Source organism: Kitasatospora sp. NPDC096204, assembly GCF_044763205.1.
Lineage (GTDB): Bacteria > Actinomycetota > Actinomycetes > Streptomycetales > Streptomycetaceae > Kitasatospora.
This window is the reverse complement of sequence record NZ_JBIWFT010000007.1, coordinates 54,619-76,619: the sequence shown is the minus strand read 5'-3', so window position 1 is coordinate 76,619 and position 22,001 is coordinate 54,619. Positions and strand designations below refer to the sequence as shown.

Sequence of the window (22,001 nt, the reverse complement as noted above, 5' to 3'; positions counted from 1 at the left end):
CCGAGCCCGGGCAGTGGGCGAAGCCGGCACACCACCCGCCCGAGGGGGCCGCGCGATGACCAAGCCGCAGGAGCCGAACCGGTCCGAAACGCTGGAACTGTACCTGCTCGCCGTGGAGATGGCCGACCGGATCTCCGCCCGCCGGGGCAGCGCCAACACCTTCTTCCTGTCCGTGCAGACCGCGCTGGTCACCCTGATCGGCTTCGGCATACCGAAGTTGTCGGAGTCCCCGTGGTGGGTGGCGACGGCCGTCGCGCTGGCCGGCATCACCCTCTCCGGCGCCTGGTGGATGCAGCTGCGCAGCTACCGGGACCTCAACGGCGCCAAGTTCCGGGTCATCAACACCCTGGAGGAGAAGCTGCCCGCGCGGATCTACACCGAGGAGTGGGACGTCCTTCGGAACAGCGCCGCGACCGGCCGGCGCCACCGGCACTACACCGAACTCGGCACCACCGAACGGCTCGTACCCGTGATATTCGCCCTGGCCCACCTGATCCTGCTCACCGGCACGCTCGTCACCGGCACACTGGCCGTATGAGCCACCTCGACCCCATCGCCGACCTGATCCGCTCCTGCCTGCCCACCGAGGCCAGACCACCCGCGGGCTCCGACGACCTCTTCCGCATCTACGCCGTGCTGCTCCAGGCCAAGGGCGAGCAGGTCACCGACGAGGACGTCCACAACGCCTGGACGGCCTGGACCCAGACCACCGACGACAACCACCGCGCCCTGGTGCCCTTCGACGACCTCGACGCCCCCACCCGCGCCCTCGACGCCCCGTACACCCTCGCCATCCGCACCGCCGCCCGCCGGCTCCACCACCCCACCGCTCCCTAGGAGTCGGGTCCTCTCCGCAGCGGCACCTCCGCCCACGACCCGGCCGGACCGGGCCGCGTCCTTCCCCGGGCCGGCGACCGGCCCGGCCCGAACGCCCGCCCGGGATTCACCAAACCTCCACGCGCAGCCACTGCATCGATCGGCCGAGGCGGGGTAACCGGGGCGTTCGACCGTGCCGACACGAGGAAGGACTCCGATGGTCACGACCACTGGTGAACTGACCGCCTCCGCCGCTTCGCCGACGAAGGACCCCTCCCGCACGGCCGCCCCCGCCGCCGCGCCGGCGCTGCGCGACCTGCTGCCACCGGAACTCGCCGCGGCCGGGGACCCGCGGGAGGTCCCGCCCGCCGACGCCCGCGAACTCACCCGGGTGCTGCTGCGCCGCCTCGCCGTCCTGGAGGAGGGCACCCGCGAGTACTCGTACGTGCGGGCCACCCTGGTGGAGATGAACCTGTCCCTGGTCCGGTTCGCGATCCGCCGCTTCAACGCCCACCGCGAGCCGCAGGAGGACCTGCTGCAGGTCGGCGCCGTCGGCCTGATCAAGGCCATCGACCGCTTCGACGCCGAACTCGGCGTCGAGTTCACCACCTTCGCCCTGCCCACCGTGCTCGGCGAGATCCGCCGGCACTTCCGCGACACCACCTGGGCCGTCCACGTGCCCCGCCGCCTCCAGGAGCTGCGCATCGTCCTGGCCAAGGCCCAGGAGCGCCTGGCGCAGGAACTGGACCGGGCCCCCACGGTGGCCGAACTCGCCAACCACCTCCAGCTCGCCGAGGACGAGGTGATCGAGGGCCTGACCGCCGCGAACGGGCACACCGCCGGCTCCCTGGACACCGGCGCCGAGGACGACGACCGCCCCGGCAGCCTGGGCGAGCGCATCGGCGAGGAGGACCCGGACCTCTCCCGGGTCGAGGACCTCGTCGCGCTCAAGCCACTGGTCGGCGCCCTGTCGGAACGCGAGCGGCTGATCCTGTCGATGCGCTTCTGCGAGGACCTGACGCAGTCGCAGATCGGCGCCCGCCTCGGGCTGTCCCAGATGCACGTCTCCCGCCTCCTCGCCCGCACCCTGCGGCGCCTGCGCGAGGGACTGGAGGAGGACTGAGCCACCGTACCGGCGCCGACCCCCCGCTTGGCCGCGGGACGGTGGCTACGTAAGGTCGGAGGGCACGGACATGGAGGGGACGACGATGATGCCATCCGACGACGGCCGGCGGGACCTCGCGCCGGCGGCCTCCCCGTACCGCGCCGAGCTGGCGGTACGCACCCGCCCCGCGGCCGCCGGCGCGGTGGTCTGCGCCCTGGCCGGCGACCTCGACATCGAGACGCTCGCCCCCGCCGCCGACATCCTCACCGCCCTGGTCGCGCAGCGGCCCGGCGCCGTGGTGATCGACCTCGCCGAGGTCGGCTTCTGTGACTCCTCCGGCCTGAACCTCCTGCTCAAGACCCGCCTCGCGGCGGGGGAGGAGGGCGTGGACCTGCACCTGGCCGCGGTGCCGCCCACCGTGATGCGGGTCCTCGAACTGACCGGCACCCGCGCGGTGTTCTCCATCCACGCCTCGGCCGAGGAGGCCCTGGCGGCCTGAGCCGGTCCACGTTCCGCGGGACGCGGCGTCCCGGCGTGCCGCGCCGCGGGGACCGCGCACCCCGCGCCGGCGCAGGCATAATCCCGAAAGCGCCGGGAAACCGACCATGCGAACCGCCGTCGATCCGAAAGGGCGCCCTCACATGACGATGAGCCGGGGAACCCTGGACGGCGACGCGCACCGGTCCGGCCCGGCGCTGCCGCCCGGCGGCCAGCGCAGACGGCTGTCCCTGGCCGGCCTCCCCAAGCCCGTCGCCCGGGCCCGCGCCTTCACCGCCGAGGCCGTCGGCGACTGGTACGCCCCCGCAGGCGCGCCCGGCACCCACGAGGGCGTCGGCGCGGACGTCGTGCTGCTGGTCGCCGAGCTGGTGGCCAACGCCATGCTGCACGGCGGCGGCCCGCTGGAGCTGGTCCTGGACGCCACCGGGCAGCGCCTGCGGGTGGAGGTCAGCGACCGCAGCCCGGCCCTGCCCGCGCTGCGCCTGCCGCACGAGCCGGCCCTGCCCGGCGGCCACGGCCTGTTCATCGTGGAACGCACCGCCGACCGCTGGGGCGCCGAGCCGCACGGCCAGGGCAAGGCGATCTGGGCCGAGTTCGACGCCCACCGGCTGACCCGCGGCTGAACCGCGGCCCGCGCCGGCCCTCACGCCGACCGGCCGCCGCCGTCCTTCCCGCCGCCGTCCTTCCCGCCGCCGTCCTTCCCGCCGCCGTCCTTCCCGCCGTCCCCCTCCCGTTCCTCCGGCTCGTCGCGCTCCTGCGGTTCCTCGGCCGGTGACGGCTCGTCGTGGAAGAACACGTCGACCCGCTGCTCGGGCCGGCGCTCCTCCTGCCGGGCGACCGAGGACAGCACCGCCACGTCGGCCTGCGTCAGCGGCGGCTGCAGCAGGCTGCGCGGCCACAGCCGCCGCACGAGCACCACGTTGACCTCGGCCGCGTACACGGTGACCTGCGCGGCCAGGTAGAGCCAGAACAGCAGCCCGATCACCGTCGCGAAGAACCCGTAGACCTGGCTCGCGTGCCGCAGCTCGTGGGCGACCAGCAGCGAGCCGGTCGCCTGCAGGACGGTGAACAGCGGCCCGGCGAGCGCGCAGCCCGGCCACAGCGACCGCAACGGCACCTCGCGCGGGGTGAGCACCCGGAAGCAGGCCAGGCACAGCGCGGCGTTCACCAGCGCCGAGACGACCAGCCCCCCGACCCGGGCGGCCGGCCCGGCCAGCGTGCCGCCGACCAGCGAGGCGGCGGCCGTGCCCAGCACCAGCCCGCCGCCCAGGACCGCGAACAGCAGCATGCTGCGCGCCAGCCGCGGCCAGTAGCCGGGCCGCTTCACCCCCGGCACGTTCCAGACCTCGGCCATGGCGTGCTGCAGCACCTGCGCGATGCCCAGCGCGCCGTACAGCAGCCCGAGCACGCCGACCAGCACCGCCAGGCCGCTGCCCTGCAGCGAGTGGACGTTGTGGCGCAGCTGGTCGCCGATGATCGGGAAGTCGGCGAGCGCGGAGTCCAGCACCGCGTGCTGCGCCCCGGGGTGGCCGTGCAGGACGAAGCCGAGGGCGGTGCTGAGCAGGAGCAGCAGCGGGATCAGGGCGACGAAGCCGTAGTAGGTGATCAGGGCGGACAGCAGCCCGCCCCGGTCGTCGCCGTACTTGCGCACGACGCCGATCACCAGGCCGGGGGCCCGGTGGTGCTGCTGGAAGCGGTCCACGGCCCGCAGGCCCCGCTCGATGGGGTTCACGCCGCGCGTCTGCCCGGGTCCGCGCGGCCCGACACCCCGGCTGCGGCACACGGGTGACGGGGGAGTGCGCGGGGCTCCTGACGACCGGTCCGGGCTTGTTGACGGATCAACTGATTGATCAACTGGCGTCAAGTTGTCTGTACAGCCCGGAGTCGATTGCCGGTCATCGACCCGTCATCGGACACCACGGCTGCGTCCACCTCGGTCTCGTACACATAACGGGTCCGGTCCGAACCGCGCGACCGGCCCCCGTACCGAAGACCCGTACCGAAGACCCGTACCGAAACCCGCCCGTACCGAAGCCCCCGGACCGAAGACCCGCGGTCCGTCAGCAAGGAGCCCCACCCCCATGAGTCCGAAGCCCGAACTGTCGCGCCGCAGCATCTTCGGCGGCGCGGCGGCGGCCGCGGTGCTGTCCGCCCTCCCGATCAGCGTCCGGCAGGCGCTCGCCGCACCGGCCCGGCCCGGACGGCTGGCGGACATCCAGCACGTCGTGGTGTTCATGCAGGAGAACCGCGCCTTCGACCACTACTTCGGCACCCTCGCGGGCGTGCGCGGCTTCGGCGACCGCACCGCGGTGCGCGGCGTCGACGGCCGCTCGGTGTTCCACCAGCCCGACCCCGGCCGCAAGGAGGGCTACCTGCTGCCCTTCGCGATGAACGCCGCCCACACCAACGCCTACCAGCAGGGCGCCCCGTCCTTCGGCTACGGCGACTCCATGAACGCCTGGAACGACGGCCGCGCCGACGGCTCCGTCACCCGCCGCTCCTCCGGCTGGCTCGGCCAGGGCTACTACGAGCCCGCCGACATGCCCTTCTACCACGCCCTCGCCTCGGTGTTCACGGTCTGCGACGCCTACTACGCCTCCGTGCAGTGCAACACCAACACCAACCGCGACCACCTGATGACCGGCACCAGCGGCGGCACCGTCCGCGACACCCCGGTGACCGACAACACCGAGATCCCCGGCGGCTACGAGTGGACCACCTACGCCGAGCGCCTGGAACAGGCCGGCGTCAGCTGGAAGACCTACCAGGCCATCGACAACTTCGACGACAACGCCCTCGCCTGGTTCGCCCCCTTCGTCAAGGCCAAGCCCGGTGAGCCGCTCTACGAGCGCGGCATGCGCGCCGTCGGCGACCCGGCCAAGAAGAACGACCCGTTCGCCATGGGCGACGCCCTGGTCGAGGCCTTCACCGCCGACGTCCAGGCCGACCGCCTCCCGCAGGTCTCCTGGATCGTCGCCCCCGCCGCCCTGTCCGAGCACGCCAACTACGCGCCGCCGAACGGCGAGCACCTCACCTCCCGGCTGCTGTCCGCGCTCGCCGCCAAGCCCGAGGTGTTCCAGAAGACCGTCTTCATCCTCAACTACGACGAGCACGGCGGCTTCTTCGACCACCAGCTGCCGCCCGTCCCGCCGCTGGCCGACGGCCGCGGCAAGTCCAACGTCCCCGTCGACGGCGAGGTCGTCGTCCGCGTCTCCAAGGGCTCCTCCACCTACCACCGGGTCGTCGGCCAGGACGGCAGGTACCGGGTCAAGGCCGCCGACGGCACCCTCACCTGGTCCGACACCCTCCCCGCCGGCGAGACCCTCGTCTCCGGCCCCTACCCGATGGGCCTGGGCGTGCGCGTGCCGATGGTCGTCGTCTCGCCCTGGACCCGCGGCGGCGTCGTCGACTCCACCGTCTACGACCACACCTCCGTGCTGCGCTTCCTCGAACAGCGCTTCGGCGTCCAGGAACCCAACATCAGCGCCTGGCGGCGCGCCGTCTGCGGCGACCTCACCAATGTCTTCGACTTCTCCGGCCGCAACCCCGCCTGGCCGCAGCTGCCCGACACCAGCGGCAACCGCCAGAAGGTCACCGACACCGGCAAGCTCCCCGCCCCCACCGTGCCCAGCCCGCAGACCTTCCCCCGCCAGGAACGCGGCACCCGCTCCTCCCGCCCCGCCCCCTACAACCTGCTCGTCAAGCCCCGCCTCAAGGGCGACGAGCTGACCCTCGACTTCGTCAACCAGGGCCGCCAGGGCGCCGTCTTCGCCGTCTACCCCGCCCCCGGCGAAGCCCCCAAGCACTACACCGTCGCCGCCAGGAGCCGCCTGTCCGACGTCTGGAAGGTCGGCCCCGCCGGCTACGACCTGCGCGTCCACGGCCCCAACGGCGCCCTGTGGCACCTGCGCGGCGACACCGCCTCCGCCTACGAGATCTCCCTGTCCGAGGAGAGCGACGGCAAGGTGCTGGAAGTCGACGTCATCAACCGCTCGCGCACCGCCCGGACCTTCCTCGTCGGCGACCTCGCCTACGGCGACGGCCTGCGCGAGATCCGCGTCGCGGCCGGCGACGACCGCACCGTCAACCTCAAGGTCGGCCCCGAAGGCTGGTACGACGTCGCCGTCGGCGTCCAGGGCGACCTCGGCTTCCGCCGCCGCATCGCCGGCCGCTTCCCCTGGGACGACCGCACCGTCACCGACCCCGCCCTCGGCCTGGCCGACCCGCTCACCGTCGACCTCGCCCTCGGCGCCGCCTCCACCACCATCGACGAACCCGTCCTGCTGCCCGCACGCCCCGCCACGATCACCGCCACCCTCACCGCCACCACCGCCCTCACCCGCCTGGAAGCCCAGCCGCTGCTCCCGCCCGGCTGGAGCGCCACCGCCGTCACCGCCGCACCCGACAAGCTCGCCGCCGGCGCCACCGCCACCGCCGTCTGGCAGGTCACCCCGCCCGCCCAGCTGCCCGCCACCGCCACCCACCGCCTGCTGGTCACCGCCCGCGCCCAGGCCGACGGCCGCCACGCCCTCGCCGACGGCGAACTCGCCGCCCGCCCCGCCCCGGTGATGACCGGCCACCTCCTCGACGAGGACTTCGAATCCCTCGCCGACGCCCTCAAGCCCGAAGCCGGCCTGCTCGGCTGGACCGCCCAGGCCCCCAAGGGCTGGACGGTCGTCAACGCCCCCGCCATGCCCCAGGGCACCACCCGCCTCCAGGGCTGGACCTTCCACACCAAGCGCGAATGGGCCGCCCTCGGCGCCCAGGACCGCGGCAACTTCACCCGCGCCCTCGGCGTCGTCGCCGTCGCCGACCCCGACGACTGGGACGACACCGGCTCCCCCTCCCGCAAGGGCGTCTTCGACTCCACCCTCGCCTCGCCCGCCGTCACCATCCCGGCCGGCACCGACACCCTCCACCTCGCCTTCGACTCCCACTACCGCCAGGAAGCCCCGCAGAAGGCCTCCGTCACCGCCGTCTTCGACAACGGCACCGAGACCCGCCTGCTCACCTACGGCTCCGACCCCACCGGCAACGACAACGCCGGCAAGGACGCGCAGAACACCCGCATCACCCGCAGCTTCGCCGTCCCCGCCGGAGCCCGCACGGTGACCCTCAGGTTCCGCATGTACGACGCCGGCAACAACTGGTACTGGGCCGTCGACCACATCCGCCTCGACACCCGCCCCATCACCGGCTGACACCCCCCGGTCCCACCCGGGCCCGTCCGAGCCTTCGCGCCCGGGCGGGCCCGGCCCCCTCCCGCAGCAGGTACAACTACTGCCACGACCACCAGGGGAGGACACCGAAGATGACCGACACGACGACACCCGCCGGCCGGGCCGCCCGACTCCACGACCACTACCCCAGCCTCGACGAACTCACCGCCACCGCCCACCGGTTGGCCGCCCAGCGGCCCGACCTGTGCCGGGTGCGCACCATCGGCACCTCCCGCGCCGGACGCCCCCTCACCCTGCTCACCGTCGGCCGCGACGCCCCCCACAACCTCCTCGTCGTCGCCGGCGCCCACGCCGACGAGTTCGCCTCCCGCGCCACCGTCACCGACCTCGCCCACCACGCCCTCACCACCCGGCGCCCCGACCTCGCCTGGCACTTCCTGCTCTGCCTCGACCCCGACGGCGCCCACCTCGCCGACGGCAGCCGCACCGCCCGCACCCTGCCCGCCTACTTCGCCCACTACTACCGCCCCGCCGCCGAGGACCAGCCCGAATGGGCCCCCGCCATCGGCGCCGACCTCCCCGAGAGCCGCGCCCTCCTCGACCTCGTCGACGAACTGCGCCCCACCCTCCAGTTCTCCCTCCACAGCACCGACGTCGGCGGCACCTTCCTCCAGGCCACCATCGACCCCGCCCCCCTCGCCCACCCCTTCGCCCGCTCCGCCGCCCACCACGGCATCCCCGTCGAGACCGGCAACTTCGACACCTTCCACCTGCACGAATCAGGACCCGGCGTCTACCTGATGGCCCCCCACCACATCGACCACCAGGAGACCGCCACCGGCATGCTCACCCCCCACCAGGACACCGGCGGCGGCCAGGCCGCCACCTGGTTCGCCCCCCAGCGCCACGGCGGCCAGACCGTCCTCGTCGAAGTCCCCGCCTTCACCAGCGCCCACCTCGGCGACACCCGCCGCGCCGACGCCACCCGCCCGCACCTGCGCACCAGCGCCGACCGCCTGCGCCACCGCGGCACACTCCTCACCGCACTCCTCGACGCCGCCACGCCCCACCTGCGACACCCCGACACCCCGCTGCTGCGCGCCGCCCGCACCCCGCTCACCGCCCTGCACCAACTCGCCGACCGATGGGACCCCGACGTCCACGGACACGACCTCCTGCACACCCCGACGACCCGCGCCCGCCTCGCCGGCATCGACCTCTGGGCCCACCGCGTCCCCGTGCGCGCCGCCGCCCTGCTGCGCCGCGCCGTCCGTCCGGCCGGCGCCCCCGCCGCCCGCGAGGCCGCCCGCCTCGACCACCTCCTGCGGGACTGGTGCGCCCAGTACCAGCAGCGCTTCCAGCCCGTCTGGCTGCCCGTCGCCCGCCAGGCCGCCCACCAGGCCGACACCGTGCGCGCCGCCGTCGCCCTGCGCCACCCGGAGTACTAGGGAGGACCAGGAGCACTACGCGTTCGTGCCCTCGGTGTCGATGTGCGGCAGCACCCGGTCCAGCCACCGCGGCGTCCACCACGCCGCCGCCCCCAGCAGCGTCATCACCGCCGGCACCAGCAGCAGCCGCACCACCGTCGCGTCCACCAGCACGCTCACCGCCAGACCCACCCCCATCATCTTGATCACCACGTTGTCGCCGACGATGAACGCCGCGAACACGCTCACCATGATCAGCGCCGCACAGGTGATCACCCGCGCGGTGATCTCCAGCGCGTGCGCCACCGCGTCGTGGCTGCGCCCGGTGCGCAGCCACGCCTCGTGCACCCGGGAGAGCAACGGGGTGCTGCTCGGCCGCACCGGGCAGGCCCGCCAGCGCCCCCTGCACCGAGGCCTGCACCCCCGCCCGCGCCCAGGCGCCGCAGCGCCGCACGCCCGACGGGCCGTTCGGGGGCCGAGGGGGCTGACGGGGCGGACGGCGGCATGGAAGGCTCCCGGGTCTCCTGCACGGCGGTGCGCCGATCGGCGCAGCGTTCCCGGCGCCGGGCCCCGCCCACCGGTACCGGCGGGTAGTCGCCCCCGCGGCCCCGGGCGGGTGCCCGGGGCCGTTCCCCGGCTCAGCCGCGCTGCCCGGCGGGGGCCGTGGCGGCGGGGGCGGCGAAGCGGGGCAGGACCTCCTCGGCGAGCTCCTGCAGCAGCTCGTCCACGGGGCGGTCGTTGGGGCGCAGGTTGAAGGAGACGTGGGCGACGCCGAGCTCGGACATCAGCTCCAGGTGCTCGATCAGGGCGGTGCGCCCGGTGTCGAGGCCGAGGCGGATGGGGCGCGGCGCGGTGGCCGGGTCCTCGGCGAGGGTGAGCACCATCGGCGTCAGGTAGGGCTTGTCGCCGGCGAGGTCGCGCCACTGGCGCATCCGCAGGCGCAGCGCGCCCGGATCGCGCGGGTAGTTGAGGGAGGCGTCGGCGTGCTCGGCGATCCACTCGGGGCTCTGCTGGGCGCCGCCGGCGACGGCGATCGGGATGCCCGCGGGGTGGACGGGCCGGGGCAGGACCTCCAGCTGCCGTTCGGCGCCGAGGCCGAGGGCGGGCAGGTCCAGCGGGCCGGGGCGCCAGGCGGCGCGCAGGGTCTCGACGCCGGTGCGGAAGGCGGCGCCGCGGCCGTGGAAGTCGCGGTCGAACAGCGGGTACTCCACGGGGCGGTCGCCGCTGGCCAGGCCGAGCAGCAGGCGTCCGCCGGAGAGCACGTCGACGGTGGCGGCGGCCTTGGCGACCAGCAGCGGTTCGCGCAGCGGCAGGACGATCGCGCCGGTGGCGAGGACCGCGTCCCGGGTGAGGGCGGCGAGGTGGCCGAGGTGGGTGAAGGTCTCGAAGACGCTGCCGGCGTCGCCGAACTGCACGGGGTCGTAGAGCGGGACGTCGCGCACCCACAGGGCGGCGAAGCCGAGGCGGTCGGCGAGCCGGGCGAGGCGGGCGTGCTCGGCGAGGTCGGGGACGCCGAAGGGGCGGCCGGCCTCGTGGTCGGCCCGGCCGCGCTCCCGGCCCCAGTCGTTGTCCAGGGGCAGTTCCAGGCCGATGGTCAGCCGGCCGTCGGCGGGGGCCAGTCGGGCGAGTGCGGGGTGGGCTGGTGCGGGGTGGGGCAGTGCCATGGCGAGTCCTTGCAAAAAACCCGTCCCGGGCGGCGGTGCGACCGCCCGGGACGGGAGTGGTGGGGCGGCGGGTCAGCTCGCGTTGAACTGGTCCGGGTGCGGGCCGGTACGCAGGTCGCGGTCGCCGGCGGCGATCGCGGCCATGTCCTGCTCGGTCAGCTCGAAGCCGAAGACGTCGAGGTTCTGCCGGATGCGGGCCGGGGTGACCGACTTGGGGATGACGATGTTGCCGAGCTGCAGGTGCCAGCGGAGCACGACCTGGGCGGCGGACCTGCCGGTGCGCTCGGCGATGGCGGTGATCGCCGGGTCGTCCAGGACGGCGCCCTGGGCGAGCGGGCTCCAGGCCTCGGTGGCGATGCCGTGCCGGGCGTGGAAGGCGCGCAGCTCGGCCTGCTGGAGGCCGGGGTGCAGCTCGACCTGGTTGACGGCGGGCACCAGCGAGCTGTTGTCCAGCAGGCGCTGGAGGTGGGCGGGCTGGAAGTTGGACACGCCGGCGGCGCGGATGCGGCCCTCCTCGGCGAGGCGCTCCAGGGCGCGCCAGGAGTCGAGGTAGAGGTCACGGGCCGGGGTGGGCCAGTGGATCAGGTAGAGGTCGACGTGGTCCAGGCCGAGCTTGGCGAGGCTGGCGTCGAAGGCGCGCAGGGTGGCGTCGTAGCCCTGGTCGGCGTTCCACAGCTTGGTGGTGACGAACAGGTCCTCGCGGGCCACGCCGGAGGCGGCCAGGGCGCGGCCGACGCCGGTCTCGTTGCCGTAGACGGCGGCGGTGTCGATGCTGCGGTAGCCGGCCTCCAGGGCGGAGGCGACGGCGGCGGTGGTCTGGTCGTCGGGGACCTGGAAGACGCCGAAGCCGAGCTGGGGGATCTCGACGCCGTTGTTCAGCTTCACGGTGGGGACGCTGGGGGTGGTCATGGTCGCGTGTTCCTTCAGGCGGTGCGGTCGGTGAGGGTGTGGTGGACGGTCCGGGCGCTGATATCCCGGGGGCCGCGGGTGGAGGTGCTCACCGGTCGAGCCGGTCGAGCGCGGCGGTGGCGAAGGAGTGGTCCTGCTCCGGGGAGCCGCCGCCGACGCCGATGGCGCCGATCAGCCGGCCGTCGCGGTGGACCGGGATGCCGCCGGCGATGAACAGCAGCGGGCGGTCCAGGGCGGTGGGCAGGGAGTGGAACGGCCCGTCGGGCTTGACCAGGTCGACCAGGTCGGCGGTCGGGGCGTTCAGCTGCAGGGCGGTGTAGGCCTTGCGGGTGCTGGTCTCGCCGGAGATCAGCACGGCGCGGTCGTCGCGGCGGAAGGCGAGCAGGTGGCCGCCCGCGTCCAGGACGGTGACGCTGACCGGCACGCCCGCGGCCTCGGCGGCGCTCCGGGCGGTCTCGACGAGGAGTTCGGCGTCGGCGGTGCCGAGCGGGGCGACGGCGGTGGTGGTGCTCATGGTGGTGCTTCTCCCGGTGGTGGGGTGGGTTCCGGTCGGATCGATGGTCAGTGGCGCAGGGCGGCGTGACGGGGAGCCGTGCCCGTGGTGACGGCCTCACGGGTGCGGTCGCGGCGTTCCAGGGCGGCGGACCAGAGGGCCAGCAGCAGGGCCGCCGCGGCGAGGGCGGCGCCGACCCAGTTCGGGGCGGTGTAGCCGAGGCCGGCGGCGATCACCATGCCGCCGAGCCAGGCGGCCAGCGCGTTGCCGAGGTTGAAGGCGCCGATGTTGACGGCGGAGGCCAGGGTGGGGGCGCCGTGGGCCTGGTCCAGGACGCGCTTCTGGAGCGGGGGGACGGTGGCGAAGCCGAGGGCTCCGACCAGCAGGACGCTGACGGCGGCGAGGACCTTGTTGTGGGCGGTGAGGGTGAACAGCGCCAGCACCACGGCGAGGCCGCCGAGGGTGGTGTAGAGCATCGGCATCAGCTTGCGGTCGGCGTAGCGCCCGCCCAGCAGGTTGCCGAGGAACATGCCGACGCCGAACAGCACCAGCAGCCAGGTGACGGAGCCGTCGGCGTAGCCGGCGACGTTGGTCATCATCGGAGCGATGTACGTGATCGCGGCGAAGACCCCGCCGAAGCCGAGCACGGTCATCGCCATGGCGAGCAGCACCTGGGGATTGCGGAACGCGGTGAGCTCCCGGCGCAGGTGGGCGCCCTCGGGCCGGGGCATGGCGGGCACGAGCTTGGCGATGCCGAGCAGGCCGATGACGCCGAGCGCGGCGACGCCGGCGAAGGTGGTGCGCCAGCCGACGGCCTGGCCGATGAAGGTGCCCAGCGGCACACCGACGATGTTGGCGATGGTCAGCCCGGTGAACATGGTGGCGATGGCGCCGGCCTTCTTCTGCGGGGCGACCAGGTCGGCGGCGACGACGGAGCCGATGCCGAAGAAGGCGCCGTGGGCCAGTGAGGTGACGATGCGGCCGGCCAGCATCACGGGGAAGGACGGGGCGAACGCCGAGAGCAGGTTCCCGGCGACGAACAGGCCCATCAGCAGCATGAGCATGGTCTTGCGGCTGATCCGGGTGCCGAGGGCGGTCATCAGCGGGGCGCCGATGACCACGCCGAGGGCGTAGCCGGTGACCAGTAGGCCCGCGTCGGGGATGGAGACGCCGTAGTCGCCGGCGATCTGGGGCAGGAGACCCATGATCACGAACTCGGTGGTCCCGATCCCGAATGCGCCGATGGCCAGGGCGATGAGAGCGAGAGGCATGGGCCCGAACCCTTCTGTGATTGCTTGAGCTAGCGCCTTGCGTGCTTAAACAATAGTTGCAGACGCGCGATAAGTGCAAGCGCGGATATGGCGCATGCGCTGAGGGCTGGGCGGCCGCGCGGTGTCGGGGCCCGGGGGTGGGCCGGCGGGGCGGGATGCCGCGGAACGCGACCGGGCCCGGCCCGTCCGAACCGTGGGTGCGGTTCGGACGGGCCGGGCCCGGGGGAGTGGCGGTGCGGGGGCCGGCCTGGGTCAGCGGGCGGGCGCGAGGGCGTCCACGGCCTCGACCGCGCGGACCAGCGAGGTCAGCTCGGGGTTGCGGGCGGCCTCGTCGAGCGCCTCGCGCAGGGCGGCGTCGTTGGTCGGCCGGGCCTGTTCCAGGAGCTTCAGGCCGGCCTCGCTGACGTTGGTGTAGATGCCGCGGCGGTCGGTCGGGCACAGGTAGCGCGACAGCAGTCCGCGGTCCTCCAGTCGGGTGACCAGGCGGGTGGTGGCGCTCTGGCTGAGCACGACCGCGTCGGCGACCTGCTTCATCTGCAGGTGCCCGCCCACGCCGTCGTGCTGGCGGCTGAGGACGTCGAGCAGTGAGTACTCGCGCACGCTCAGGTCGTGCTCGGCCTGCAGGGCGCGTTCGATGTGCGACTCGATCCTGCCGTGCAGGAGGGACAGGGCGCCCCAGCCGTTGGCGAGGGCGGTGAGCGCGGGGTCCGTGGCGGTCATGGGGCCCGGCCTCCTTCCAGGTGTGGCTGGGTACAGGATAAGCCATGATTTAAAATATCGGCTAGAGCTTGTATAGCGCTTGTGCAAGCAATCTTCCCGGGCCGGACCCGGGCCGGACCCGCACCGGTCCGGCGCGGGTGTCGAGCGCGGGATGTCGGTCGGCGCCCAGTGTCCACGGGGCTTCGGCGCAAATGGTTCAGACCATTGACGCGGAGGGAAGGCAGCTCCTACGGTGTCGGGCAACCGGTCTGGCGCGGGCATGCCATATCTCGGGCAGGCCGCCGTGCGCACCCCCACCACGCGCACGCGTACGCCCCGCGCCGGGCGCACACTCCATCCACCCCCACGGAGGAGCACCATGCGCAAGCGCCACCTGATCGCCGCCGCCGCGGCCGCGATCACCCTGCCGATCGCGGCGGCCCTGCCGGCCCAGTCGCACGGCTTCATCAACCTGCCGCCGAGCCGTTCCGCGCTCTGCGGCGCCAACGCCGTCCCGTGGGACTGCGGCGACATCCAGTGGGAGCCGCAGAGCGTCGAGGGCCCCAAGGGCTTCCCGAGCCGCGGCCCGGCGGACGGCACCATCTGCGCCGGCGGCGACGCCCGCTGGGCCCCGCTGGACAACCCCCGGGGCGGCGCCTGGCCGACCACCAAGGTGACGGCGGGCCAGCAGCTCACCTTCACCTGGGAGATCGAGGCCCGGCACTCCACCACGAACTTCAAGTACTACCTGACCAAGCCCGGCTACGACGCGAGCCAGCCGATCACCCGCTCCGCCCTGGACCTGACCCCCTTCCTGACCGTCCCCTACAACGGCCGCCAGCCCGCCGCCACCACCACCCACACCGCGACCCTGCCCACCGGCCGCACCGGCCACCAGGTGATCGTCGCCGTCTGGGAGATCGCCGACACCGCCAACGCCTTCTACTCCTGCACCGACGTCCAGTTCTGACGGCCCCGACCGTCGCGTCCCGCCGACGCCGCCGCCCGACCCCGGACGGCGCCGGCGGGCCGCCGCCCGACCCCGGACGGCGCCGGCGGGCCGCCGCCCGCCACCGGAGACCCCGACGCCCGGCCCCGGTCGTGCGCGCGCCGCAGAAGCCGTGAATGGATACATTGACGACATTTGGCAGCAGTGCCCAGCGCCCAGTGCCCAGGCTTCGCGCGTCCACGAAAGAAGGCCGACCGCCTTCGGAAAGGGTCTCCATGCGCCCCGACCTCAGCCCCGCCGTCCTCGCCGAGCTGCGCCGGCCGCGGCCCTATCCGGCGGTGTCGATCCTGATGCCCACGCACCGCCGGGAGCCGGACAACGCCCAGGACCCGGTCCGGCTGCGCAACCTGCTGGCCGAGGCGAAGGAGCGCGTCCAGGCCGACCCGAAGGTCTCCCGCGCCGAGCGGATCGACGTGCTGGAGCAGCTCGACCGGGCCCTCGCCGAGGTCGACCTGGTGCACGCCGAGGACGGCCTGGCGGTCTTCGCCGCGCCCGGCGAGCACCACGTCTGGTCACTCGGTCGCACCGCCCCCGCCCGGGTGGTCCTGTCCGACACCTACCTCACCCGCAACCTGGTCGCCGCGCACGCCGCCGAGCGCCCGTTCTGGGTGCTCGCGGTCGCCGCCGACAAGGTGGTGCTGTGGGGCGGCACCGAGGAGCGGGTCGCCGAGGACAAGGGCAACGGCTTCCCGCTGGTGCGCGTCTTCGACAACCCCGACCCCGAACGGCAGGAGCAGATCGGCGACACGCCCAGCACCTTCCGCGACGAGGCGACCAAGACCTTCCTGCGCCAGGCCGACACCGAGGTCGGCAAGCTGCTGGCCGCCGCCCCCCGCCCGCTGTACGTGGTCGGCGAGGCCGCCGCGCTCGCCCTGCTGGACGCCGTCGGCCCGATCGCCAAGGAGGCCACCGCGCAGCTGCCGCACGGCGGCCTGGCCCAGGCCGACGCCGAGACCGTCCGCAAGGTGGTCGAGCCCGCCGTGCGCGCCCACGCCCAGCGGGAGATCGACGAGAGCCTCGCCCAGCTCGACAAGGCCCGCGGCGCCCAGCAGTTCGCGGCCGGCCTGGACGAGATCTGGCAGACCGTCGGCGAGGGCCGGATCGCCCGTCTGGTGGTCGAGGAGAACTACCGCGCCACCGTGCGCGACGACGGCGAGCACCTCGTGCCCGCCGAGGCCGACCAGCCCGGGGCCCGCGAGGACATCGTCGACGAGGTGATCGAACGCGCCCTGGACACCGGCGGCCGGATCGGCTTCGTCCCCGACGGCACCCTCGCCGACTCCGGCCGGATCGCCGCCGTCCTGCGCTACTGACCGGCCCTCAATCCCGGCTCCGCCGCAGCCGCCCCCTCCCCGGTGGGCGGCTGCGGCCCGTCCACGGCACCCCGCACGGTACTGGCCGCTCGCCCAGTGGGCCGAGAACCAGGCCGGGCGCACCGTCCCCGCCGACCGGGCCGCCCTGCTCGCCGCCGAGGCCCGCGCCCCGGACGCCTGACCCGGACCCCCTCGCGGCCCGTACCGTCCTTGGACGGTACGGGGCCGCGGCGCGCCGAGGGGTAGCGGTACCCAGCGTTCGGTAGGGGATTGGGTAGCGGTACGCATTGATCCCACCCCGGCCCGGCCGGTTTCCTGGAGCCCGCCCCAGCCGACGACCCTCACCCCCCAGGAGGTCGCCATGACCCGCCGCGAGCGCCTTCGCCTCTACGCCGACGAGCACTTCACCGCCCCCGACCCCGGGCTGGTCCTGCCCGCCCGCCGCAGCAGCGGCCTGCGCCGCCCGGGCCTGGCCCGACTGGCCCGGCTCTCCCGGCTCGTCGAACGCTCCGGACACCACCGGCACGGCTGACCCGGACCGGGTCCCGCCCCCTTGAGGGAGCGGGGCGGGACCCATTTCCCAGGCGGCGTCAGGAGGCGTCAGGAGGCGTCGTCCTCCGCCGCCAGCGCCTCGCCCAGCCCCGCCCGCCCCACCCCGAGCTTGCGCAGCGCACCGGCCACATGGTGCTCGACCGTACGGGTCGACAGGAACAGCGCCCGCGCGATGTCCTGGTTCGCCGCCCCCTGCGCGGCCAGCGCCGCCACCTGCCGCTCACGCGGCGACAGCCGCTCGCCGTAGCCACGCCGCCCCGGCGAGGCCGCCCGGCCCAGGCCCAGCTCCCGCCGCAGCCGCTGGCAGCGGGCCGCGTCCGAGGCCGCCCCCAGCGCCAGGTACGCCCGCTCCGCGGCGGCGATCCGCTCCCCGGCCGCCACCCGGTCCACCCCCGCCGCCACGGTCGCCGCCCGCTCCCCGGCCCGCGCCGCCTCGTACGGGCGCCCGATCTCCTGCCAGAGCCCGCCCGAGCGGACGAACTGCGCGCCCGCGCCCGCCGGATCCCCGGCCGCCAGCAGCAGACCACGGGCGAAGGCCAGCGCCGCCAGCGCGGCCGGCGCGTCCCGCCCCTCCAGGTGCGCCCCCGCCTGCCCGGCCAACTCCTCGGCCCCCGCCCGGTCGCCGTCCGCCAGCAGCACCTCCACTGCCACCGGCAGCAACTCCGCCGCCCGCGGCCACGCCCCGGCCCGCCGCAGCGCCGTCAGCGCCGGCTCCAGCGTGGCCGCCGCCCGCGCCACGTCCCCCTCCGCCAGCTGCAGCGCCGCCAGCCCCGCCGCCGCCCGCAGCGCCCCGGTCACCTGCGACTCCCGCTCCCCGTACGGGCCCGCCTCCGTGAAGTGGGCGTGCGCCACCGCGAGCCGGCCGCGCGCCGCCGCCAGCCGGCCCAGCAGCAGCGCCTGCTCGACCCCGGCCATCGCGAGGTCGGGGAACTCCGCGCCCAGCGCCGCCAGCCGCTCCTCCAGCCCCTCCCACTGCCCGGCCAGGCCGTCCAGCCGCACCAACGCGATCCGGCTGTAGCACTCCAGATACGGGATCGCCGCCTGCCGGGCCAGCCGCCGGCTCTCCTCCAACAGCCGCGCCGCCCGCCGGTCGTGGCCCAGCTCGACGGCGATCTCACCCGCGTTGTACAGCGCCCGGGTGGTCTGCCGGACGATCTCCGGCCGCCGCGAACTGCGCGGCAGCTCCTCCAGCCGCTCCCACACCGACGGGTCGCCCTCGCGCGCCAGGAACGTCAGCCGGGTCGCCCGCACGGCCGCCGCCACCTCCTCGTCCGGGTGCGCGGCCAGCGTCCGCTCGGCCCGCTCCAGCCACTGCCAGGCGCGCTCCCCGGCGCCGTCGCGCTCGTTCATGGCCAGTGCCACCATCGCCCTGGCCGCCCGGCCCGGGCGCTCCTCCAGCTCTTCCAGGGACTCCTCCATCCGGGCGAAACCGGCCCGGTCCCCGCCGTGCACCGCCATCAGGAAGCCCAGCGAGAGCCGGATCTCGCCGCGGTCCGGCACCGGCAGCCGCGGGTCGGCGATGATCGCCGTCAGCACCGCCGCACTGGCCACCGAGTCCACGCCGTCGGCGGCGATCCGCGCCAGCGCCAGCGCCGCCCGCCCCCGCCGGTGCGGATCGAGGTCGGGCTCGTCCAGCAGCCGGCGCAGCAGCGCCCCCGCGCTGCCGCTGTCCCCGAGCGCGACCGCCTGGTCCGCGGCCGCCTCGGCCACCTCCTGCCACGCCGCCCGGTCGCCGAGCGCCAGGGTGTGGTGGGCGATCTGCACCAGCGGCCTCGGCTCGCGCGCGCCCAGCGCCGCCACCGCCCGCCGGTGCAGCGCGGTGCGCCGCGGCCCGGGCAGCCGGCGGTACGCCACCTGCTGCGCCAGCACGTGCCGGAAGCCGTAGTGGGCCAGCGGACGCTCGTGGAGCACCGCCGCCCGCAGCGCCTCGGTCAGGCCGTCCGCCGCGGCCTGCGCCTCCAGGCCGGCCACCGCCGCCAGCAGCTCCTCCCCGGCCGGCACGCCGAGCACCGCGGCCGCGGAGGCGATCGCGGCGGCGTCCGCGGACAGCGCCGCGAGCCGCTCGGTGACGGCGTCGCGCAGGCCCCGCGGCACCTCGGACTGCTCCAGGTCGGCGGCCAGGTCCGCGGCGTTGGTCAGCGCCCCGGCCCCGCGCCGCTCGCCCAGCGTGATCAGGTCCTCCTCGGCGACCAGCGGCAGGCCCTCGCTGCGGTCGAACAGCACCCGGGCCAGGGCCGGCGTCGCGCGCGGGCCGAGCGCCGCCCGGGCCAGCTCGTCGACCTCGGCCTCGGCGAGCGGGGCCAGGCGCACCAGCGCGCCGCCCACCCCGGCCGGACGCCGGTAGGCGGCGCCGAGCACGGGGGTGTCCGGCGGCAGGTCCTCGGCCCGGTAGGTGAGCACCAGGGCCAGCCCCGCCGGCACGTCCCGCGCCAGCAGCAGGAGCAGCTCCCGGGTGGCGTCGTCCACCCAGTGCAGGTCCTCGACGACCAGCACCGTCTCGCCGAGCGCGCCCAGCAGCGCCCGCACCGCCTGCACGAGCAGCCGCAGCCCCGGCGTCCCGTCACCGGCGGCCGCGGGCAGCTGCGGCAGCCGGTCGGCGAGGTCGGGCAGCAGCGGGCGCAGCGCCCCGGCACTGGCCGCGATGCGGTCGGCGGGCGGCAGGAACGGGCCGACGCCGCGCAGCGCGTCCACCACCGGGCCGAAGGCCAGCGGCTCGCGCAGCGGGTGGCAGAAGCCGGTCAGCACCCGGCGGCCCGCCGCGGCGGCGTCGGCGGCGGCCTCGGCCACCAGACGGGACTTGCCGAGACCGGCCTCGCCCTCGACCAGGACGACGGCGGGCGGGTGGAGCATCGCCTGGGTGAGGCGTTCCAGTTCGGGGCGGCGCCCGACGAACGCGAATCCGGCGCCGGGCGATCCCGGCTCGACGGGCCGGCTCACGGCCGTCCGGTCGGTCCGGGTGCGCGGCGCTCGCCGAGGAGGGTTGCGAAGGCCATGGGGCCCATCATGCCGTGACGGCTCCCCGCGCAGCCCGCCGGGGCACCGTCGCGGTACGGGCGGTGCGAGGGTGTGCGGGTGGTGTGTCCAGGCGGTGTGCGTGGGTGGTGTGTTCAGGCGGTTTCGTTCGGTCTGTTTCGTTCGGTCTGTTTTGTTCGGGCGGTGCAGGCGGGCTGTCCGTTCAGGCGGTGCAGGCGGGGGCCGGCCGCCGCTGCGGCAGGGCGGCGCGGCCGGGCAGCTCCAGCACCGTGCAGCCCAGCGCCTCCAGCCGGCGCACGGCCGCCCTGGCACTGCGGTCGTCCAGGGAGAAGACGAACGGGCCGGGCACCAGCACCACGTTCACCCAGCCCTGCCCGGCCCGCTCCAGCAGCCGCTCCAGGGCGGGGCACCGCTTGCCGGAACGCACCCCGTCGTCCAGGAACCCGGCGGGCACCGGCAGGCCGCGCTGGCGGGCCAGGCGCTCCAACGCGGCGCGCTGGTACTCCAGGCCCGCCGCGTCGGCGGGGTAGCAGCGCAGGTACAGCGCGGGGCGGGGCGGGCGGACGGAGGGGTCGAGCATGTCGTTCACCTGACCTGTTCGGTGAGGAGTGCGACGGGCCTGGGGGAGCCCGTCCACTCCAGCAGGCCCCGGTGAACGGTGCGCAATCAATAGCGGTCGCCACCCAATCGTGCGAGCGCCGGGCAGGCTGCGGCGCGCCCCACGGGGCCCATGAGCCCCATGGGCCCCGCAGGCCCTGGGCGTCACTGACGGCGGTCCGGGACGTTGACAAGGTGTCAACCCATCGGCCCGAGCGGCCCATTCGTACGACGGAGGAACCGGCATGATCGACAGGCGCGCCTTCACCAGGACCGTCGGACTCGGCGCGGGCACCACCGCGCTGTCCCTGGCCGCCCTGCCCCGGACCGCCGGGGCCGCACCGGCCGGTACCCCCGCGCCGGCCGGTGCCCCCGCCGGTGCCCCCGCACCGGCCGCCGCCCCCGCCGGCGCCCCCGCCCCCGCCCCCGCTGCCCGGACCGGCTTCGCCCGCCTGGCCCAGGTCCGCGCCGGTGTCCTCGACGTCGGCTACGCCGAGGACGGACCGGCCGACGGCCCCGCCGTCATCTGCCTGCACGGCTGGCCGTACGACATCCACAGCTACGTCGACGTCGCCCCGCTGCTCGCCGCCCGGGGCTACCGCGTGGTCGTCCCGTACCTGCGCGGCCACGGCAGCACCCGCTTCCTGTCGGACCGCACGATGCGCAACGCCCAGCAGTCCGCCGTCGCCCTGGACGTGCTCGCCCTGATGGACGCGCTGGGCGTCAGGCGGGCGGTGCTGGCCGGCTTCGACTGGGGCTCGCGCACCGCCGACATCATCGCCGCGCTGTGGCCGGAGCGGGTCAAGGCCCTGGTCTCGGTCAGCGGATACCTCGTCACCGACGTCGAGATGCAGAAGCAGCCGCTGGCCCCCGCCGCCGAGCACACCTGGTGGTACCAGTTCTACTTCGCCACCGAGCGCGGGCGCGCGGCCATGGAGAACCGGGACAAGCGCCGCGAGCTGTGCCGCCTGGTGTGGCGGCAGGTCTCACCGACCTGGGCCTTCGACGACGCGCTCTTCGACCGGACCGCCGCCGCCTTCGACAACCCGGACTACGCGGCGATCGTCATCCACAACTACCGCTGGCGCCTCGGACTGGCCGACGGCGAGCACCGCTACGACCAACTGGAGCGCAGGCTCGCCGCCCGCCCGAAGATCGCCGTGCCCACCGTCACCCTCGACCCCGGCCGCGACCCCTTCACCGCGCCCGGCGACGGTTCCACCTACCGCGACTTCTTCACCGGGCCGTACCTCCACCGCGCCCTGCCCGAGGTCGGCCACAACGTCCCCCAGGAGGCCCCGGAGGCCTTCGTCCGGGCCGTCCTGGACGCCGACCACCTCTGACGGGCTTGACGGGCTGACGGGCTGACGGGTGGCGGTGCGGGGGCGGGTCTCGCGGCTTCGTGGGGGTTCGTGGGGGAGAAGCCGCGAGACCCGGTCACCGGGCGCCGGTGTCCGGCCGTCCGGCGGTCACGCGTCCGGCGGTCACGCGTCCG

At 75.1% G+C, this 22,001-nt stretch carries 19 protein-coding genes and 1 pseudogene; 11 read left to right on the top strand and 9 right to left on the bottom strand.

The window, feature by feature from the left end:
* The first annotated feature begins 55 nt into the window (after positions 1-55).
* From ACIQ87_RS09655 to ACIQ87_RS09635, 5 genes are all read left to right on the top strand, one after another.
* Positions 56-538, top strand: a complete 483-nt coding sequence (locus tag ACIQ87_RS09655) for a hypothetical protein (RefSeq protein WP_402404083.1) — start codon at positions 56-58, stop codon at positions 536-538.
* Entirely contained in the window at positions 535-837 is a 303-nt protein-coding gene (locus ACIQ87_RS09650; RefSeq protein ID WP_402404080.1) for a hypothetical protein, read from the top strand. Before ACIQ87_RS09655 ends, ACIQ87_RS09650 begins: the two co-directional genes overlap by 4 nt.
* Before the next feature lie 196 nt (positions 838-1,033).
* Positions 1,034-1,939 carry a SigB/SigF/SigG family RNA polymerase sigma factor gene (locus ACIQ87_RS09645; RefSeq protein WP_402404078.1) on the top strand — a complete coding sequence of 302 codons (906 nt, stop codon included), beginning with the start codon at positions 1,034-1,036 and terminating at the stop codon, positions 1,937-1,939.
* An 85-nt stretch (positions 1,940-2,024) separates the two neighbouring features.
* Positions 2,025-2,420: an STAS domain-containing protein gene (locus ACIQ87_RS09640; protein ID WP_402404075.1), complete on the top strand. Its 396-nt coding sequence runs from the start codon at positions 2,025-2,027 to the stop codon at positions 2,418-2,420.
* Positions 2,421-2,562: 142 nt separating this feature from the next.
* Positions 2,563-3,042: an ATP-binding protein gene (locus ACIQ87_RS09635; protein WP_402404072.1), complete on the top strand. Its 480-nt coding sequence runs from the start codon at positions 2,563-2,565 to the stop codon at positions 3,040-3,042.
* Positions 3,043-3,062: 20 nt separating this feature from the next.
* Here ACIQ87_RS09635 and ACIQ87_RS09630 read toward each other — a convergent pair whose 3' ends face one another.
* Positions 3,063-4,151 carry a YihY/virulence factor BrkB family protein gene (locus tag ACIQ87_RS09630; RefSeq protein ID WP_402404070.1) on the bottom strand — a complete coding sequence of 363 codons (1,089 nt, stop codon included), beginning with the start codon at positions 4,149-4,151 and terminating at the stop codon, positions 3,063-3,065.
* Positions 4,152-4,500: 349 nt separating this feature from the next.
* Here ACIQ87_RS09630 and ACIQ87_RS09625 point away from each other — a divergent pair, with 349 nt between their 5' ends.
* On the top strand, positions 4,501-7,620 hold the full coding sequence (locus tag ACIQ87_RS09625; protein ID WP_402404067.1) for a phosphocholine-specific phospholipase C: 3,120 nt from the start codon (positions 4,501-4,503) through the stop codon (positions 7,618-7,620).
* 110 nt (positions 7,621-7,730) lie between these two features.
* Complete coding sequence (locus ACIQ87_RS09620; RefSeq protein ID WP_402404064.1) at positions 7,731-9,047, top strand: M14 family zinc carboxypeptidase; 1,317 nt, start codon at positions 7,731-7,733, stop codon at positions 9,045-9,047.
* A 15-nt stretch (positions 9,048-9,062) separates the two neighbouring features.
* On the opposite strand, the pseudogene ACIQ87_RS09615 reads toward ACIQ87_RS09620, so the two are convergent.
* From ACIQ87_RS09615 to ACIQ87_RS09590, 6 genes and pseudogenes are all read right to left on the bottom strand, one after another.
* Positions 9,063-9,386, bottom strand: a pseudogene (locus ACIQ87_RS09615) (MMPL family transporter); the annotation flags it as partial.
* 278 nt (positions 9,387-9,664) lie between these two features.
* Positions 9,665-10,690 carry a TIGR03571 family LLM class oxidoreductase gene (locus tag ACIQ87_RS09610; RefSeq protein ID WP_402404062.1) on the bottom strand — a complete coding sequence of 342 codons (1,026 nt, stop codon included), beginning with the start codon at positions 10,688-10,690 and terminating at the stop codon, positions 9,665-9,667.
* A 72-nt stretch (positions 10,691-10,762) separates the two neighbouring features.
* Entirely contained in the window at positions 10,763-11,599 is an 837-nt protein-coding gene (locus ACIQ87_RS09605; RefSeq protein ID WP_402404059.1) for an aldo/keto reductase, read from the bottom strand.
* A gap of 88 nt (positions 11,600-11,687) precedes the next feature.
* On the bottom strand, positions 11,688-12,113 hold the full coding sequence (locus ACIQ87_RS09600; protein WP_402404056.1) for a heme-binding protein: 426 nt from the start codon (positions 12,111-12,113) through the stop codon (positions 11,688-11,690).
* A gap of 47 nt (positions 12,114-12,160) precedes the next feature.
* Positions 12,161-13,363 (bottom strand): MFS transporter, encoded by a 1,203-nt coding sequence (locus tag ACIQ87_RS09595; RefSeq protein ID WP_402404054.1) that lies wholly within the window; start codon positions 13,361-13,363, stop codon positions 12,161-12,163.
* A gap of 252 nt (positions 13,364-13,615) precedes the next feature.
* Entirely contained in the window at positions 13,616-14,083 is a 468-nt protein-coding gene (locus ACIQ87_RS09590) for a MarR family winged helix-turn-helix transcriptional regulator (protein ID WP_402404051.1), read from the bottom strand.
* 358 nt (positions 14,084-14,441) lie between these two features.
* Between ACIQ87_RS09590 and ACIQ87_RS09585 the strand changes: the two genes are divergently transcribed.
* The 3 genes from ACIQ87_RS09585 (at position 14,442) to ACIQ87_RS09575 (ending at position 16,916) form a co-directional block, all read left to right on the top strand.
* Positions 14,442-15,032, top strand: coding sequence for a lytic polysaccharide monooxygenase (locus tag ACIQ87_RS09585; RefSeq protein ID WP_402404048.1), 591 nt, complete (start codon positions 14,442-14,444; stop codon positions 15,030-15,032).
* 254 nt (positions 15,033-15,286) lie between these two features.
* The gene (locus ACIQ87_RS09580) at positions 15,287-16,384 is read left to right on the top strand and encodes a chemotaxis protein (RefSeq protein ID WP_402404045.1); all 1,098 of its coding nucleotides are present in this window, start codon (positions 15,287-15,289) and stop codon (positions 16,382-16,384) included.
* A gap of 361 nt (positions 16,385-16,745) precedes the next feature.
* A complete protein-coding gene (locus tag ACIQ87_RS09575; protein ID WP_402404043.1) occupies positions 16,746-16,916 on the top strand; it encodes a hypothetical protein in 171 nt (56 codons plus the stop codon).
* A 68-nt stretch (positions 16,917-16,984) separates the two neighbouring features.
* Here the strand turns inward: ACIQ87_RS09575 and ACIQ87_RS09570 are convergent, their stop codons facing one another.
* Together ACIQ87_RS09570 and ACIQ87_RS09565 are read right to left on the bottom strand one after the other, a co-directional pair.
* The gene (locus ACIQ87_RS09570) at positions 16,985-19,873 is read right to left on the bottom strand and encodes an ATP-binding protein (protein WP_402404040.1); all 2,889 of its coding nucleotides are present in this window, start codon (positions 19,871-19,873) and stop codon (positions 16,985-16,987) included.
* Between the two features lie 238 nt (positions 19,874-20,111).
* Complete coding sequence (locus ACIQ87_RS09565; protein ID WP_402404038.1) at positions 20,112-20,489, bottom strand: recombinase family protein; 378 nt, start codon at positions 20,487-20,489, stop codon at positions 20,112-20,114.
* A gap of 262 nt (positions 20,490-20,751) precedes the next feature.
* Here ACIQ87_RS09565 and ACIQ87_RS09560 point away from each other — a divergent pair, with 262 nt between their 5' ends.
* Positions 20,752-21,849 (top strand): alpha/beta fold hydrolase, encoded by a 1,098-nt coding sequence (locus tag ACIQ87_RS09560; protein WP_402404035.1) that lies wholly within the window; start codon positions 20,752-20,754, stop codon positions 21,847-21,849.
* Positions 21,850-22,001: the final 152 nt, after the last annotated feature.

Bases quoted from the DNA above. Each gene is read 5' to 3' on its own strand.
- ACIQ87_RS09655 (WP_402404083.1), top strand. From the start codon at position 56: ATGACCAAGCCGCAGGAGCCGAACCGGTCCGAAACGCTGGAACTGTAC.
- ACIQ87_RS09650 (WP_402404080.1), top strand. From the start codon at position 535: ATGAGCCACCTCGACCCCATCGCCGACCTGATCCGCTCCTGCCTGCCC.
- ACIQ87_RS09645 (WP_402404078.1), top strand. From the start codon at position 1,034: ATGGTCACGACCACTGGTGAACTGACCGCCTCCGCCGCTTCGCCGACG.
- ACIQ87_RS09640 (WP_402404075.1), top strand. From the start codon at position 2,025: ATGATGCCATCCGACGACGGCCGGCGGGACCTCGCGCCGGCGGCCTCC.
- ACIQ87_RS09635 (WP_402404072.1), top strand. From the start codon at position 2,563: ATGACGATGAGCCGGGGAACCCTGGACGGCGACGCGCACCGGTCCGGC.
- ACIQ87_RS09625 (WP_402404067.1), top strand. From the start codon at position 4,501: ATGAGTCCGAAGCCCGAACTGTCGCGCCGCAGCATCTTCGGCGGCGCG.
- ACIQ87_RS09620 (WP_402404064.1), top strand. From the start codon at position 7,731: ATGACCGACACGACGACACCCGCCGGCCGGGCCGCCCGACTCCACGAC.
- ACIQ87_RS09610 (WP_402404062.1), bottom strand. From the start codon at position 10,690: ATGGCACTGCCCCACCCCGCACCAGCCCACCCCGCACTCGCCCGACTG.
- ACIQ87_RS09605 (WP_402404059.1), bottom strand. From the start codon at position 11,599: ATGACCACCCCCAGCGTCCCCACCGTGAAGCTGAACAACGGCGTCGAG.
- ACIQ87_RS09600 (WP_402404056.1), bottom strand. From the start codon at position 12,113: ATGAGCACCACCACCGCCGTCGCCCCGCTCGGCACCGCCGACGCCGAA.
- ACIQ87_RS09595 (WP_402404054.1), bottom strand. From the start codon at position 13,363: ATGCCTCTCGCTCTCATCGCCCTGGCCATCGGCGCATTCGGGATCGGG.
- ACIQ87_RS09590 (WP_402404051.1), bottom strand. From the start codon at position 14,083: ATGACCGCCACGGACCCCGCGCTCACCGCCCTCGCCAACGGCTGGGGC.
- ACIQ87_RS09585 (WP_402404048.1), top strand. From the start codon at position 14,442: ATGCGCAAGCGCCACCTGATCGCCGCCGCCGCGGCCGCGATCACCCTG.
- ACIQ87_RS09580 (WP_402404045.1), top strand. From the start codon at position 15,287: ATGCGCCCCGACCTCAGCCCCGCCGTCCTCGCCGAGCTGCGCCGGCCG.
- ACIQ87_RS09575 (WP_402404043.1), top strand. From the start codon at position 16,746: ATGACCCGCCGCGAGCGCCTTCGCCTCTACGCCGACGAGCACTTCACC.
- ACIQ87_RS09565 (WP_402404038.1), bottom strand. From the start codon at position 20,489: ATGCTCGACCCCTCCGTCCGCCCGCCCCGCCCCGCGCTGTACCTGCGC.
- ACIQ87_RS09560 (WP_402404035.1), top strand. From the start codon at position 20,752: ATGATCGACAGGCGCGCCTTCACCAGGACCGTCGGACTCGGCGCGGGC.